9 protein-coding genes and 2 rRNA genes are annotated in these 15,422 nt (G+C 64.6%); 9 read left to right on the forward strand and 2 right to left on the reverse strand.

What is annotated here, in order from left to right; translation table 11 throughout:
- The first annotated feature begins 92 nt into the window (after positions 1–92).
- From RNL97_RS24975 to RNL97_RS24990, 4 genes are read left to right on the forward strand one after another with little or no spacing between them, the layout of a single operon-like run.
- The gene (locus RNL97_RS24975) at positions 93–2,306 is read left to right on the forward strand and encodes a polyribonucleotide nucleotidyltransferase (protein ID WP_030588112.1); all 2,214 of its coding nucleotides are present in this window, start codon (positions 93–95) and stop codon (positions 2,304–2,306) included.
- Entirely contained in the window at positions 2,303–3,682 is a 1,380-nt protein-coding gene (locus RNL97_RS24980; RefSeq protein WP_243315358.1) for a M16 family metallopeptidase, read from the forward strand. The genes RNL97_RS24975 and RNL97_RS24980 overlap by 4 nt, the downstream gene beginning before the upstream one ends.
- A 33-nt stretch (positions 3,683–3,715) precedes the next feature.
- Positions 3,716–4,468 (forward strand): 4-hydroxy-tetrahydrodipicolinate reductase, encoded by a 753-nt coding sequence (dapB, locus tag RNL97_RS24985; protein ID WP_030588119.1) that lies wholly within the window; start codon positions 3,716–3,718, stop codon positions 4,466–4,468.
- A gap of 9 nt (positions 4,469–4,477) precedes the next feature.
- Positions 4,478–4,960 carry a tetratricopeptide repeat protein gene (locus RNL97_RS24990; RefSeq protein WP_243315361.1) on the forward strand — a complete coding sequence of 161 codons (483 nt, stop codon included), beginning with the start codon at positions 4,478–4,480 and terminating at the stop codon, positions 4,958–4,960.
- Between the two features lie 116 nt (positions 4,961–5,076).
- Here the strand turns inward: RNL97_RS24990 and RNL97_RS24995 are convergent, their stop codons facing one another.
- Both RNL97_RS24995 and RNL97_RS25000 read right to left on the reverse strand, forming a co-directional pair.
- A complete protein-coding gene (locus RNL97_RS24995; RefSeq protein WP_313751218.1) occupies positions 5,077–5,628 on the reverse strand; it encodes a hypothetical protein in 552 nt (183 codons plus the stop codon).
- A gap of 109 nt (positions 5,629–5,737) precedes the next feature.
- Positions 5,738–5,977 carry a hypothetical protein gene (locus RNL97_RS25000; RefSeq protein WP_030588130.1) on the reverse strand — a complete coding sequence of 80 codons (240 nt, stop codon included), beginning with the start codon at positions 5,975–5,977 and terminating at the stop codon, positions 5,738–5,740.
- Positions 5,978–6,184: 207 nt separating this feature from the next.
- Between RNL97_RS25000 and thyX the strand changes: the two genes are divergently transcribed.
- The 5 genes from thyX (at position 6,185) to RNL97_RS25025 (ending at position 15,378) form a co-directional block, all read left to right on the forward strand.
- Positions 6,185–6,922 carry an FAD-dependent thymidylate synthase gene (thyX, locus tag RNL97_RS25005; protein ID WP_243315363.1) on the forward strand — a complete coding sequence of 246 codons (738 nt, stop codon included), beginning with the start codon at positions 6,185–6,187 and terminating at the stop codon, positions 6,920–6,922.
- Between the two features lie 152 nt (positions 6,923–7,074).
- A complete protein-coding gene (gene dapA, locus RNL97_RS25010) occupies positions 7,075–7,974 on the forward strand; it encodes a 4-hydroxy-tetrahydrodipicolinate synthase (protein WP_032789265.1) in 900 nt (299 codons plus the stop codon).
- Positions 7,975–8,110: 136 nt separating this feature from the next.
- Positions 8,111–9,796, forward strand: a complete 1,686-nt coding sequence (locus tag RNL97_RS25015) for a ribonuclease J (RefSeq protein WP_030588136.1) — start codon at positions 8,111–8,113, stop codon at positions 9,794–9,796.
- A gap of 627 nt (positions 9,797–10,423) precedes the next feature.
- Positions 10,424–11,951 (forward strand): 16S ribosomal RNA (locus RNL97_RS25020).
- A 303-nt stretch (positions 11,952–12,254) separates the two neighbouring features.
- A 23S ribosomal RNA gene (locus RNL97_RS25025) occupies positions 12,255–15,378 on the forward strand.
- Together the 16S and 23S rRNA genes form the textbook arrangement of a ribosomal RNA operon.
- The last annotated feature ends 44 nt before the right edge of the window (positions 15,379–15,422 follow it).

Below are 15,422 nucleotides of genomic sequence, written 5' to 3' on the forward strand. Positions count from 1 at the left end.
AGACCGGCCCGCATCCACGGTGCGCCTCTCCCGCACCGTCCCGCGCCACACGGGCGCGCGGACGAAAGACGACGAGTATGGAGAAATCACTAGTGGAGAACGAGACCCACTACGCCGAGGCCGTCATCGACAACGGCACCTTCGGCACCCGCACCATCCGCTTCGAGACGGGCCGCCTGGCCAAGCAGGCCGCCGGCTCCGCCGTCGCGTACCTGGACGACGACACCATGGTGCTGTCGGCCACCACCGCTTCCAAGCGGCCCAAGGACAACCTCGACTTCTTCCCCCTCACGGTGGACGTCGAGGAGCGGCAGTACGCGGCCGGCAAGATCCCCGGCTCCTTCTTCCGTCGCGAGGGCCGCCCCTCCGAGGACGCGATCCTCACCTGCCGTCTGATCGACCGCCCGCTGCGCCCGTCCTTCAAGAAGGGCCTGCGCAACGAGATCCAGATCGTCGAGACGGTCATGGCGCTCAACCCCGACCACCTGTACGACGTGGTCGCGATCAACGCCGCCTCCTGCTCCACGCAGCTCGCGGGCCTGCCCTTCTCCGGCCCGATCGGCGCCACCCGCGTCGCCCTGATCAAGGGCCAGTGGGTCGCCTTCCCGACGCACACCGAGCTCGAGGACGCCGTCTTCGACATGGTCGTCGCCGGTCGCGTCCTGGAGGACGGCGACGTCGCGATCATGATGGTCGAGGCCGAGGCCACCGAGAAGACCATCCAGCTCGTCAAGGACGGCGCCGAGGCTCCCACCGAGGAGGTCGTCGCGGCCGGTCTGGAAGCGGCGAAGCCCTTCATCAAGACCCTCTGCAAGGCGCAGGCGGACCTGGCGTCCAAGGCCGCCAAGCCCGAGGGCGACTTCCCGGTCTTCCTGGACTACCAGGACGACGTCCTGGACGCCCTCGCCAAGGCCGTCACGCCCCAGCTGAAGCAGGCGCTCACCATCGCCGGCAAGCAGGAGCGCGAGGCCGAGCTGGACCGCGTCAAGGAGATCGCCGCCGAGAAGCTCCTCCCGGAGTTCGAGGGCCGCGAGAAGGAGATCTCCGCCGCGTACCGCGCGCTGACCAAGAAGCTGGTCCGCGAGCGCGTCATCAAGGACAAGGTCCGCATCGACGGCCGTGGCGTCACGGACATCCGTACGCTCGCCGCCGAGGTCGAGGCGATCCCGCGCGTGCACGGCTCGGCGCTCTTCGAGCGCGGCGAGACCCAGATCCTGGGCGTCACCACCCTCAACATGCTCCGCATGGAGCAGCAGCTGGACACCCTCTCCCCGGTGACCCGCAAGCGCTACATGCACAACTACAACTTCCCGCCGTACTCCGTCGGTGAGACCGGCCGCGTGGGCTCGCCCAAGCGCCGCGAGATCGGCCACGGAGCGCTCGCCGAGCGCGCCATCGTGCCGGTCCTGCCGACCCGCGAGGAGTTCCCCTACGCGATCCGCCAGGTCTCCGAGGCGCTGGGCTCCAACGGCTCGACGTCCATGGGCTCGGTCTGCGCCTCCACCATGTCGCTGCTGAACGCGGGTGTGCCCCTCAAGGCCGCCGTCGCGGGTATCGCCATGGGTCTGATCTCGCAGGAGATCGACGGCAAGACCCACTACGTCGCCCTCACCGACATCCTCGGTGCGGAGGACGCCTTCGGCGACATGGACTTCAAGGTCGCCGGTACCAAGCAGTTCGTGACCGCGCTCCAGCTCGACACCAAGCTCGACGGCATCCCCGCCTCGGTCCTGGCCGCCGCGCTGAAGCAGGCCCGTGACGCCCGTCTGCACATCCTGGACGTCATGAACGAGGCCATCGACGTCCCGGACGAGATGTCCCCGAACGCCCCGCGGATCATCACCGTCAAGATCCCGGTGGACAAGATCGGTGAGGTCATCGGCCCCAAGGGCAAGATGATCAACCAGATCCAGGAGGACACCGGCGCCGACATCACGATCGAGGACGACGGCACCATCTACATCGGTGCCCAGCAGGGCTCGCAGGCCGAGGCCGCCCGCGCCACGATCAACGCCATCGCCAACCCGACGATGCCGGAGGTCGGCGAGCGCTACCTGGGCACGGTCGTCAAGACCACCACCTTCGGTGCGTTCGTCTCGCTCATGCCGGGCAAGGACGGCCTGCTGCACATCTCGCAGATCCGCAAGCTCGCCGGTGGCAAGCGCGTGGAGAACGTCGAGGACGTGCTCGGCGTCGGAGCCAAGGTGCAGGTCGAGATCGCCGAGATCGACTCCCGCGGCAAGCTTTCCCTCATCCCCGTCGTCGAGGGCGAAGAGGACGAGAAGAAGGACGACACCGACAAGTGACGTCCCGTAGTTCCGCGACGACGGCCCGCACCTCCTCGGAGGGGCGGGCCGTCGCCCGTACCCAAACGCTTCTCAAGGGCAGCAACGGCATCGGAACGGTCCGCCGGACCGTCCTCCCCGGCGGTCTGCGGATCGTCACCGAGACGCTGCCCTCCGTCCGGTCCGCCACCTTCGGCATCTGGGCGAACGTCGGCTCCCGCGACGAGACGCCCACCCTGAACGGCGCGACCCACTACCTCGAACACCTCCTCTTCAAGGGCACCGCCAAGCGCACCGCCCTCGACATCTCCTCCGCCATCGACGCGGTCGGCGGCGAGATGAACGCCTTCACGGCGAAGGAGTACACCTGCTACTACGCGCGGGTCCTCGACACCGACCTGCCGCTGGCCATCGACGTCGTCTGCGACATGCTGACCGGCTCGCTGATCGCCCCCGAGGACGTCGACGCCGAGCGCGGCGTCATCCTCGAAGAGATCGCGATGACCGAGGACGACCCGGGCGACTGCGTGCACGACCTGTTCGCGCACACCATGCTCGGCGACACCCCCCTCGGCCGCCCCGTCCTCGGCACCGTCGACACGATCAACGCGCTGAACCGCGGCCAGATCGCCCGCTTCTACAAGAAGCACTACGACCCCACGCACCTGGTCGTCGCCGCCGCGGGCAACGTCGACCACGCCACGGTCGTACGCCAGGTCCGCCGCGCCTTCGACAAGGCCGGGGCCCTCTCTCGTCACGACGCGGTGCCCACGGCGCCCCGCGAGGGCTCCCGCACCCTGCGCGCCGCCGGCAAGGTCGAGCTGCTGAACCGCAAGACCGAACAGGCCCACGTGGTCCTCGGCATGCCCGGCCTCGCCCGCACCGACGACCGCCGCTGGGCCCTCGGCGTCCTCAACACGGCTCTCGGCGGCGGAATGAGCTCGCGCCTCTTCCAGGAGGTACGGGAGAAGCGCGGTCTGGCCTACAGCGTGTACTCGTACACCTCGGGCTTCGCCGACTGCGGTCTCTTCGGCGTCTACGCGGGCTGCCGGCCCAACCAGGTCCATGACGTCCTGAAGATCTGCCGCGACGAACTGGACCGGGTCGCCACGCACGGCCTGGACGACGACGAGATCACCCGTGCCGTCGGCCAGCTCTCCGGCTCCACCGTCCTCGGCCTGGAGGACACGGGCGCGCTGATGAACCGTATCGGCAAGAGCGAGCTGTGCTGGGGCGAGCAGATGTCGGTGGACGACATGCTGGCCCGTATCGCGGAGGTCACCCCCGACGACGTACGGGAAGTGGCGGGCGAACTCCTCACCCACCGCCCTTCGCTCTCGGTCATCGGCCCGCTCAAGGACAAGCAGGCGGACCGCCTCCACGAAGCGGTCTCCTAACCTCCCAAGCGCTCGCACCCCTAAGGAATCAAGATGAGCAAGCTGCGCGTAGCCGTTCTCGGCGCTCAGGGCCGGATCGGCTCCGAGGCCGTACGAGCCGTCGAGGCCGCCGAGGACCTGGAGCTGGTGGCGGCCCTGGGCCGGGGCGACAAGCTGGAGGCCCTCGCCGAGGCGGGCGCCCAGGTCGCCGTCGAGCTGACCACCCCCGCATCGGTGATGGGCAACCTCGACTTCTGCGTCCGGCACGGCATCCACGCCGTCGTCGGCACCACCGGCTGGACCGACGAACGGCTCGCGCAGCTGAACGCCTGGCTGGACAACTCCCCGGAGACCGGCGTCCTCATCGCTCCGAACTTCTCCATCGGAGCCGTCCTGACCATGAAGTTCGCGGAGCAGGCCGCCCGCTACTTCGAATCCGTCGAGGTCGTCGAACTCCACCACCCCAACAAGGTCGACGCCCCCTCCGGCACCGCCACCCGCACCGCCCAGCTGATCGCGGCGGCCCGCGCCAGGTCCGGCAGCGCCCCCCAGCCGGACGCCACCACCACCGCCCTGGACGGCGCCCGGGGCGCGGACGTCGACGGCGTCCCGGTCCACGCGATCCGCCTCCGCGGCCTGCTGGCCCACCAGGAAGTGCTGCTCGGCGGCGAGGGCGAGACCCTCACCATCCGCCACGACTCCCTCCACCACAGCAGCTTCATGCCGGGCATCCTGCTCGGCGTCCGCCGCGTGGTGACCACTCCCGGCCTCACGTTCGGCCTGGAACACTTCCTCGACCTGAACTGACGGGCCCCCATGCGCGCGAAGATCACCTACTTCATCACGGCCGCCGTCCTGGTCTTCTACTTCGTCCTGGTCGGCAGCCGCGGTCTGATGCTCATCCGGCACGGCACGCTGCTCACGATCACGTTCGGCGTCGCCGTGCTGATCCTGCCGGTGATCGGCGTCTGGTTCCTGTGGAAGAACACCCAGTTCGTCCGGCGCGCCAACGCCCTGGCCGCCGAACTGGACGCCGAGGGCGGCCTTCCTGTCGACGACCTGGCACGTACCCCGTCGGGCCGCATCGACCGGGACGCCGCCGACGCGGTCTTCACGAAGCGCCGCGAGGAGACCGAGGACGCCCCGGACGACTGGCGCACCTGGTTCCGGCTGGCGGTCGCCTACCAGGACGCGAGAGACACCCCCAGGGCCCGCAAGGCCATGCAGAGGGCGATCGCGCTGCACAAGTCCCACCCGAGCGCTCCCTCGCCCGCACCTGCCGGCCCGTCCGGCTCTTGAGGACAGAATCAGGCCCATCCGGCGATCGAGGACATCTTTCCCGCCGTACGCACGTGAGCCCGGGACCCCACAAGGGCCCCGGGCTCACTCACCTACGGGCGGCGACAGCCAACGGCTCACCCGGGCCGATACTCATCCGCCCAAGCCTCCACCGCATCCGTGGCCCGCTCGAACGCCTCCTCGCGCCCGAGGAAATCCGCATTGTGGTCGGTGGCAAGAGGTGCCAACGTCTCACCGTTCCGCCGGACCACGACGAGTGCCTGGCCCTGGACCGTACGGGGAAGGCCCATCCACTTCACGGGCTGCTGGACCGTACGAACCGCCGACGTGTCGCTCCAGGCCACCGTGACGGTCCGGAAGAAGCCGACGCGCCGCACACCGTGCCGGCTGACCCACGCACCGGCCCGCAGCAGCCGCATGGCGGCGGCGATCAGGCCACCGGCCAGCAGCAGACACACCGTGGCGCCCGAAGGCGCTCCGGCCACACCGATGATCATGGCCGCGAGCAGAACGAACGAGGCCAGCAACAACAGGGTGGCCGCCGCCGCGACCCGCCACGGGCCGGGGCGGTAGGGCCGCCGCCAGCTGTCGTGGTCGTCGAACGGCAGCGCGACGTCCTCCGCGCTCGCGTCGAATGCGCGGTCGGCCGTCAGAAAGGGCAGGGGCACGACTCATCCTCACTCACAAGCACGCTCGATTGCTGTGCCCGGTGAGGCTACCGAGGCAGCCCCCGGCCCGACCACCCCAGGGGGTCCGTACGAGTCAGCGTCCTACGGCTCAGCGCTCCTGGGACGCGGTGGACTGCTTGCCGTGCCCTGCGGGCTGCCCGGAGTCGAGCGCCGGGATGCCCAGCAGCAGGGAGCCCACGAGACCGGCGACCACGGTCAGTCCGACGAGGGACCGCCCCAGCAGCTCGGGAACGGTGGCGCGGGCGGCGGGAGGGGGAGTGACATTGCTGCGGAACCGGTCGGACTCGGCGACGAACGAGAACGGGACGGCTTCACGCCGGCGGAACATGAGGAAACTCTCCTTGATCTGCATGACGGGTGCTGCTATTGAGTCAGACGTACGGCAGCCCGAATCGGTGCCCGAATCGCCGTACTTGTTGGGGGAACTCCACGAACGGCTGCCCGAGACCACGCACGGCATGCCCCGGCGGATCCACCGGATCGAGCCCCGTAAGGTTGTCGCCGCCCCGCGATGCCTTTGGAAGGACCCCCGTCGGTGACCGACACTCCCGAACCCGCCAAGCCCCACTTCCGCAGTGATGTCACCGTCGAGCTGGTGAAGAGCGACGCGCGCGACGCGGACGTGCTGTTCGCCGCCCGGGTCTCCACCGCCGGCGAGCAGTCGCTCGAAGAGGTCACCAAGGACCCCGAGCGCTCCAAGGGACTCATCAACTACCTCATGCGGGACCGGCACGGCAGCCCGTTCGAGCACAACTCGATGACGTTCTTCATCAGCGCCCCGATCTTCGTCTTCCGCGAGTTCATGCGGCACCGCGTCGGCTGGTCGTACAACGAGGAATCGGGCCGGTACAGGGAGCTGGAGCCGGTCTTCTACGTCCCCGGAACCTCCCGCAGGCTGGTCCAGCAGGGCCGCCCCGGCAAGTACGAGTTCGTCCAGGGCACCGAGGAGCAGTACGACGTCACGACGCGCGCCATGGAGGAGTCCTACCGGGCCTCCTACGAGGCGTACCAGGAGATGCTGGCGAAGGGCGTGGCCCGAGAGGTCGCCCGCGCCGTCCTCCCCGTCGGCCTCTTCTCCTCGATGTACGCCACCTGCAACGCGCGCTCGCTGATGCACTTCCTCGGCCTGCGCACCCAGCACGAGCTGGCGAAGGTGCCGTCCTTCCCGCAGCGGGAGATCGAGATGGTCGGCGAGCAGATGGAAACCCACTGGCAGCAGCTCATGCCGCTCACTCATGCCGCCTTCAACAAAAATGGACGGGTCGCCCCATAGGCGGTGTCCGTATTGCGGCGTTTCGAGAAGTTCATCTAGGCTGATCAAACGGACCCGGCACTGCTTGAACCCCCGAGCAGGCAGTGCCGGGCTCCTCTTCCCCGTCCCCCCGAGGGGACCCCGCGCGCTGAGCAGCGAGTAGCGTGTTACCCATGGCTCCGATCTCCACTCCGCAGACCCCCTTCGGGCGGGTCCTCACCGCTATGGTCACGCCCTTCACGGCGGACGGCGCTCTCGACCTCGACGGCGCCCAGCGGCTCGCCGCCCACCTGGTGGACGCAGGCAATGACGGCCTGATCGTCAACGGCACCACCGGTGAGTCCCCGACCACCAGTGATTCGGAGAAGGACCAGCTCGTACGAGCGGTCCTCGAAGCCGTAGGAGACCGGGCCCACGTCGTCGCCGGTATCGGCACCAACGACACCCGGCACAGCGTCGAGCTCGCCCGGACGGCCGAGCGCACCGGTGCCCACGGCCTGCTCGCCGTGACGCCGTACTACAACAAGCCGCCGCAGGAGGGCCTCCTCCGCCACTTCACGGCCATCGCCGACTCCACCGGCCTCCCCGTGATGCTGTACGACATCCCCGGCCGCAGCGGCGTGCCGATCGACACCGAAACGCTCGTCCGGCTGGCCGACCACCCGCGCATCGTCGCCAACAAGGACGCCAAGGGCGACCTGGGCCGCGCCAGCTGGGCCATCGCCGAATCCGGCCTCGCCTGGTATTCCGGCGACGACATGCTCAACCTGCCGCTTCTCTCGGTCGGCGCGGTCGGCTTCGTCTCCGTCGTCGGCCACATGGTCACCCCCGACCTGCGGGCCCTGATCGAGGCGCACCTGAGCGGCGACGTCCAGAAGGCCACCGAGATCCACCAGAAGCTGCTCCCGGTCTTCACCGGCATGTTCCGCACCCAGGGCGTCATCACCACCAAGGCCGCCCTGACTCTCCAGGGCCTCCCGGCCGGACCGCTGCGCCTGCCGCTGGTGGAGCTCAGTGCCCAGGAGACGGCCCAGCTCAAGATCGATCTCGCCGCCGGCGGGGTAGAGCTCTGATCACGGACTTCACAACTGAACAGCAGAACAGGCGAGGCGACTCGCCAGGGCACCACCCAAGACAACAGCAAGTGCACGAATGACATGCGCGCCACGTGCCTCAGCGGTACGTGGCGTGCGTGGTAAGGAGAGTCTTTTGAGTCATCCGCACCCTGAACTCGGTACCCCGCCGAAGCTCCCGAAGGGCGCCCTGCGGGTCACCCCGCTCGGCGGCCTGGGCGAGATCGGCCGCAACATGACGGTCTTCGAGTACGGCGGCCGTCTGCTCATCGTCGACTGCGGCGTCCTCTTCCCCGAGGAGGAGCAGCCGGGCATCGACCTGATCCTGCCGGACTTCACCACGATCCGGGACCGCCTGGACGACATCGAGGGCATCGTCCTCACGCACGGCCACGAGGACCACATCGGTGGTGTCCCGTACCTGCTGCGCCTGAAGCCGGACATCCCCCTCATCGGCTCGAAGCTGACCCTCGCGCTCATCGAGGCGAAGCTCCAGGAGCACCGCATCCGCCCCTACACCCTTGAGGTGCAGGAAGGGCAGCGGGAGCGCATCGGTGTCTTCGACTGCGAGTTCATCGCGGTCAACCACTCGATCCCGGACGCGCTGGCCGTCGCCATCCGCACCCCTGCGGGTATGGCCGTGGCCACCGGTGACTTCAAGATGGACCAGCTTCCGCTGGACGGCCGTCTCACCGACCTGCACGCGTTCGCGCGCCTCAGCGAGGAGGGCATCGACCTCCTCCTCTCCGACTCCACGAACGCCGAGGTCCCCGGCTTCGTGCCGCCGGAGCGGGACATCTCCAACGTCCTGCGCACGGTGTTCGCCAACGCCCAGAAGCGCATCATCGTGGCGAGCTTCGCCAGCCATGTGCACCGCATCCAGCAGATTCTGGACGCCGCCCACGAGTACGGCCGCCGGGTCGCCTTCGTCGGTCGCTCGATGGTCCGCAACATGGGCATCGCCCGTGACCTGGGCTATCTGAACGTTCCCGCCGGCCTGGTCGTCGACGTCAAGACCCTCGACGACCTCCCGGACGACGAGGTCGTGCTGGTCTGCACGGGTTCGCAGGGCGAGCCGATGGCGGCCCTCTCCCGGATGGCCAACCGCGACCACCAGATCCGGATCGTTCCCGGCGACACGGTGATCCTGGCGTCGTCCCTCATCCCCGGCAACGAGAACGCGGTCTACCGCGTGATCAACGGCCTGACCCGCTGGGGCGCCAACGTCGTCCACAAGGGCAACGCCAAGGTCCACGTCTCGGGCCACGCCTCGGCCGGCGAGTTGCTGTACTTCTACAACATCTGCAAGCCGAAGAACCTGATGCCGGTCCACGGCGAATGGCGCCACCTGCGGGCCAACGCCGAGCTCGGCGCCCTCACCGGCGTACCGAAGGACCACATCGTCATCGCCGAGGACGGTGTGGTCGTCGACCTCATCGACGGCAAGGCGAAGATCGTCGGCAAGGTCCAGGCCGGTTACGTCTACGTCGACGGCCTCTCCGTCGGCGACGTCACCGAGACCTCCCTCAAGGACCGCCGCATCCTCGGCGACGAGGGCATCATCTCGGTGTTCATCGTGGTCGACAGCTCCTCGGGCAAGATCGTGGGCGGCCCCCACATCCAGGCCCGCGGCTCCGGCATCGACGACAACGCGTTCGTCGGCGTCACCCCGAAGATCCAGGAAGCCCTGGACAAGTCGGCGCAGGACGGCGTGATGGAGCCCCACCAGCTCCAGCAGATGGTCCGCCGGACGGTGGGCAAGTGGGTGTCCGACACCTATCGCCGCCGCCCGATGATCCTTCCGGTCGTCGTCGAGGTCTGACCCTCACGACCGCCTGACCTGGAGCGGGGCCCTCGATTTGCATCGGGGAGCCCCGCTCCAGTACGTTTACGTCTCCGCCTGAACGGGAAGCACCGGGCGCACTCGTGCGCCAGAGGCACCCCGCACGGGGCGGGAATTCCGACTCAGACTCTCTGATAAAGTCGGGCCCGCCGAAAGGCAAGGCCACTCCACAGGCCACCGGAGTTCACATTCGGACCGGAAACGGAACGAAATGGAGTCTGGTAAAGTTGGAATCGCCGGAAAGGGAAAGCGCGAAAGCGGAGAACCTGGAAAGCGAAACTGTACGGCCCGCTTCGACCGGGAATCGGACGCGAAAGAGTCTGATAGAGTCGGAAACGCAAGAACGAAGGGAAGCGCCCGGAGGGCCCCGGTGATACGGGACCGAAGGAAGCGTCCGTTCCTTGAGAACTCAACAGCGTGCCAAAAGTCAACGCCAGATATGTTGATACCCCGGCCTGCTTCGGCAGGTTGGTGGTTCCTTTGAAAGTCCTACGGCCACCATGTGGTGGTGGTAGGCGATAACACAGCGAGGACGCTGTGAACAACGGGTCTTATTCCGACCGGTTGTTCCGCTCTCGTGTGTGTGCACCCGATTACGGGTAAACATTCACGGAGAGTTTGATCCTGGCTCAGGACGAACGCTGGCGGCGTGCTTAACACATGCAAGTCGAACGATGAAGCCGCTTCGGTGGTGGATTAGTGGCGAACGGGTGAGTAACACGTGGGCAATCTGCCCTTCACTCTGGGACAAGCCCTGGAAACGGGGTCTAATACCGGATAACACTCTGTCCCGCATGGGACGGGGTTGAAAGCTCCGGCGGTGAAGGATGAGCCCGCGGCCTATCAGCTTGTTGGTGGGGTAATGGCCTACCAAGGCGACGACGGGTAGCCGGCCTGAGAGGGCGACCGGCCACACTGGGACTGAGACACGGCCCAGACTCCTACGGGAGGCAGCAGTGGGGAATATTGCACAATGGGCGAAAGCCTGATGCAGCGACGCCGCGTGAGGGATGACGGCCTTCGGGTTGTAAACCTCTTTCAGCAGGGAAGAAGCGAAAGTGACGGTACCTGCAGAAGAAGCGCCGGCTAACTACGTGCCAGCAGCCGCGGTAATACGTAGGGCGCAAGCGTTGTCCGGAATTATTGGGCGTAAAGAGCTCGTAGGCGGCTTGTCACGTCGGATGTGAAAGCCCGGGGCTTAACCCCGGGTCTGCATTCGATACGGGCTAGCTAGAGTGTGGTAGGGGAGATCGGAATTCCTGGTGTAGCGGTGAAATGCGCAGATATCAGGAGGAACACCGGTGGCGAAGGCGGATCTCTGGGCCATTACTGACGCTGAGGAGCGAAAGCGTGGGGAGCGAACAGGATTAGATACCCTGGTAGTCCACGCCGTAAACGTTGGGAACTAGGTGTTGGCGACATTCCACGTCGTCGGTGCCGCAGCTAACGCATTAAGTTCCCCGCCTGGGGAGTACGGCCGCAAGGCTAAAACTCAAAGGAATTGACGGGGGCCCGCACAAGCAGCGGAGCATGTGGCTTAATTCGACGCAACGCGAAGAACCTTACCAAGGCTTGACATATACCGGAAAGCATCAGAGATGGTGCCCCCCTTGTGGTCGGTATACAGGTGGTGCATGGCTGTCGTCAGCTCGTGTCGTGAGATGTTGGGTTAAGTCCCGCAACGAGCGCAACCCTTGTTCTGTGTTGCCAGCATGCCCTTCGGGGTGATGGGGACTCACAGGAGACTGCCGGGGTCAACTCGGAGGAAGGTGGGGACGACGTCAAGTCATCATGCCCCTTATGTCTTGGGCTGCACACGTGCTACAATGGCCGGTACAATGAGCTGCGATGCCGTGAGGCGGAGCGAATCTCAAAAAGCCGGTCTCAGTTCGGATTGGGGTCTGCAACTCGACCCCATGAAGTCGGAGTTGCTAGTAATCGCAGATCAGCATTGCTGCGGTGAATACGTTCCCGGGCCTTGTACACACCGCCCGTCACGTCACGAAAGTCGGTAACACCCGAAGCCGGTGGCCCAACCCCTTGTGGGAGGGAGCTGTCGAAGGTGGGACTGGCGATTGGGACGAAGTCGTAACAAGGTAGCCGTACCGGAAGGTGCGGCTGGATCACCTCCTTTCTAAGGAGCATTTCTTACCAGGCTTCGGTTTGGTCAGAGGCCAGTACATCGGCGAATGTCCGGTGCTGGTTGCTCATGGGTGGAACGTTGACTATTCGGCACGATGAGCACGGTTTCGTGAGTACTGCTTCGGCGTGGAAAACGGGAACGGGTTGATTGTGTCGGGCACGTTGTTGGGTGTCTGAGGGTGCGGCCGTTATGGTTGTTCCTTCTGATCCGGCCCCAGTGAACTCATCCGTTGCGGGTGGGGTGGTGGGTGGCTGGTCGTTGTTTGAGAACTGCACAGTGGACGCGAGCATCTGTGGCCAAGTTTTTAAGGGCGCACGGTGGATGCCTTGGCACCAGGAACCGATGAAGGACGTGGGAGGCCACGATAGTCCCCGGGGAGCTGTCAACCAAGCTTTGATCCGGGGGTTTCCGAATGGGGAAACCCGGCAGTCGTCATGGGCTGTCACCCGCTGCTGAACACATAGGCAGTGTGGAGGGAACGAGGGGAAGTGAAACATCTCAGTACCCTCAGGAAGAGAAAACAACCGTGATTCCGGGAGTAGTGGCGAGCGAAACTGGATGAGGCCAAACCGTATGCGTGTGATACCCGGCAGGGGTTGCGCATGCGGGGTTGTGGGATCTCTCTTTTACGGTCTGCCGGCTGTGAGACGAGTCAGAAACCGTTGATGTAGGCGAAGGACATGCGAAAGGTCCGGCGTAGAGGGTAAGACCCCCGTAGCTGAAACATCAGCGGCTTGTTTGAGAGACACCCAAGTAGCACGGGGCCCGAGAAATCCCGTGTGAATCTGGCGGGACCACCCGCTAAGCCTAAATATTCCCTGGTGACCGATAGCGGATAGTACCGTGAGGGAATGGTGAAAAGTACCGCGGGAGCGGAGTGAAATAGTACCTGAAACCGTGTGCCTACAAGCCGTGGGAGCGTCGCTGTGTGTGCTTGCACATGCAGTCGTGACTGCGTGCCTTTTGAAGAATGAGCCTGCGAGTTAGCGGTGTGTAGCGAGGTTAACCCGTGTGGGGAAGCCGTAGCGAAAGCGAGTCCGAATAGGGCGTTTGAGTTGCACGCTCTAGACCCGAAGCGGAGTGATCTAGCCATGGGCAGGTTGAAGCGGAGGTAAGACTTCGTGGAGGACCGAACCCACCAGGGTTGAAAACCTGGGGGATGACCTGTGGTTAGGGGTGAAAGGCCAATCAAACTCCGTGATAGCTGGTTCTCCCCGAAATGCATTTAGGTGCAGCGTCGTGTGTTTCTTGCCGGAGGTAGAGCACTGGATAGGCGATGGGCCCTACCGGGTTACTGACCTTAGCCAAACTCCGAATGCCGGTAAGTGAGAGCGCGGCAGTGAGACTGTGGGGGATAAGCTCCATGGTCGAGAGGGAAACAGCCCAGAGCATCGACTAAGGCCCCTAAGCGTACGCTAAGTGGGAAAGGATGTGGAGTCGCAGAGACAACCAGGAGGTTGGCTTAGAAGCAGCCACCCTTGAAAGAGTGCGTAATAGCTCACTGGTCAAGTGATTCCGCGCCGACAATGTAGCGGGGCTCAAGCGTACCGCCGAAGTCGTGTCATTCACACATATAGGGCCAACGCCTGTGTGGATGGGTAGGGGAGCGTCGTGTGCCGGGTGAAGCAGCCGCGGAAGCGAGTTGTGGACGGTTCACGAGTGAGAATGCAGGCATGAGTAGCGATACACACGTGAGAAACGTGTGCGCCGATTGACTAAGGGTTCCTGGGTCAAGCTGATCTGCCCAGGGTAAGTCGGGACCTAAGGCGAGGCCGACAGGCGTAGTCGATGGACAACCGGTTGATATTCCGGTACCCGCTTTGAAACGCCCAGTACTGAATCAGGCGATGCTAAGTCCGTGAAGCCGGCCCGATCTCTTCGGAGTTGAGGGTAGTGGTGGAGCCGATGAACCAGACTTGTAGTAGGTAAGCGATGGGGTGACGCAGGAAGGTAGTCCAGCCCGGGCGGTGGTTGTCCCGGGGTAAGGGTGTAGGACGCACGGTAGGTAAATCCGTCGTGCATGAGTCTGAGACCTGATGCCGAGCCGATTGTGGTGAAGTGGATGATCCTATGCTGTCGAGAAAAGCCTCTAGCGAGTTTCATGGCGGCCCGTACCCTAAACCGACTCAGGTGGTCAGGTAGAGAATACCGAGGCGTTCGGGTGAACTATGGTTAAGGAACTCGGCAAAATGCCCCCGTAACTTCGGGAGAAGGGGGGCCATTCTTGGTGATCCGATTTACTCGGTGAGCTGGGGGTGGCCGCAGAGACCAGCGAGAAGCGACTGTTTACTAAAAACACAGGTCCGTGCGAAGCCGTAAGGCGATGTATACGGACTGACGCCTGCCCGGTGCTGGAACGTTAAGGGGACCGGTTAGCTGCTCTTCGGGGTGGCGAAGCTGAGAACTTAAGCGCCAGTAAACGGCGGTGGTAACTATAACCATCCTAAGGTAGCGAAATTCCTTGTCGGGTAAGTTCCGACCTGCACGAATGGCGTAACGACTTCTCGACTGTCTCAACCATAGGCCCGGTGAAATTGCACTACGAGTAAAGATGCTCGTTTCGCGCAGCAGGACGGAAAGACCCCGGGACCTTTACTATAGTTTGATATTGGTGTTCGGTTCGGCTTGTGTAGGATAGGTGGGAGACTGTGAAGCGGCCACGCCAGTGGTTGTGGAGTCGCCGTTGAAATACCACTCTGGTCGTGCTGGATGTCTAACCTGGGTCCGTGATCCGGATCAGGGACAGTGTCTGATGGGTAGTTTAACTGGGGCGGTTGCCTCCTAAAGAGTAACGGAGGCGCCCAAAGGTTCCCTCAGCCTGGTTGGTAATCAGGTGTTGAGTGTAAGTGCACAAGGGAGCTTGACTGTGAGACCGACGGGTCGAGCAGGGACGAAAGTCGGGACTAGTGATCCGGCAGTGGCTTGTGGAAGCGCTGTCGCTCAACGGATAAAAGGTACCCCGGGGATAACAGGCTGATCTTCCCCAAGAGTCCATATCGACGGGATGGTTTGGCACCTCGATGTCGGCTCGTCGCATCCTGGGGCTGGAGTCGGTCCCAAGGGTTGGGCTGTTCGCCCATTAAAGCGGTACGCGAGCTGGGTTTAGAACGTCGTGAGACAGTTCGGTCCCTATCCGCTGTGCGCGTAGGAATATTGAGAAGGGCTGTCCCTAGTACGAGAGGACCGGGACGGACGAACCTCTGGTGTGCCAGTTGTCCTGCCAAGGGCATGGCTGGTTGGCTACGTTCGGAAAGGATAACCGCTGAAAGCATCTAAGCGGGAAGCCTGCTTCGAGATGAGTATTCCCACCCTCTTGAGGGGTTAAGGCTCCCAGTAGACGACTGGGTTGATAGGCCAGATGTGGAAGCCCGGTAACGGGTGGAGCTGACTGGTACTAATAGGCCGAGGGCTTGTCCTCAGTTGCTCGCGTCCACTGTGTTAGTTCTGAAATAACGAACAGCC

This window comes from Streptomyces parvus, assembly GCF_032121415.1.
GTDB classification, from domain to species: domain Bacteria; phylum Actinomycetota; class Actinomycetes; order Streptomycetales; family Streptomycetaceae; genus Streptomyces; species Streptomyces globisporus_A.

Excerpts from the sequence above, each read along its gene's own strand:
- RNL97_RS24990 (WP_243315361.1), top strand. The coding sequence starts at position 4,478 with ATGCGCGCGAAGATCACCTACTTCATCACGGCCGCCGTCCTGGTCTTC.
- dapB (WP_030588119.1), top strand. The coding sequence starts at position 3,716 with ATGAGCAAGCTGCGCGTAGCCGTTCTCGGCGCTCAGGGCCGGATCGGC.
- RNL97_RS25000 (WP_030588130.1), bottom strand. The coding sequence starts at position 5,977 with ATGTTCCGCCGGCGTGAAGCCGTCCCGTTCTCGTTCGTCGCCGAGTCC.
- dapA (WP_032789265.1), top strand. The coding sequence starts at position 7,075 with ATGGCTCCGATCTCCACTCCGCAGACCCCCTTCGGGCGGGTCCTCACC.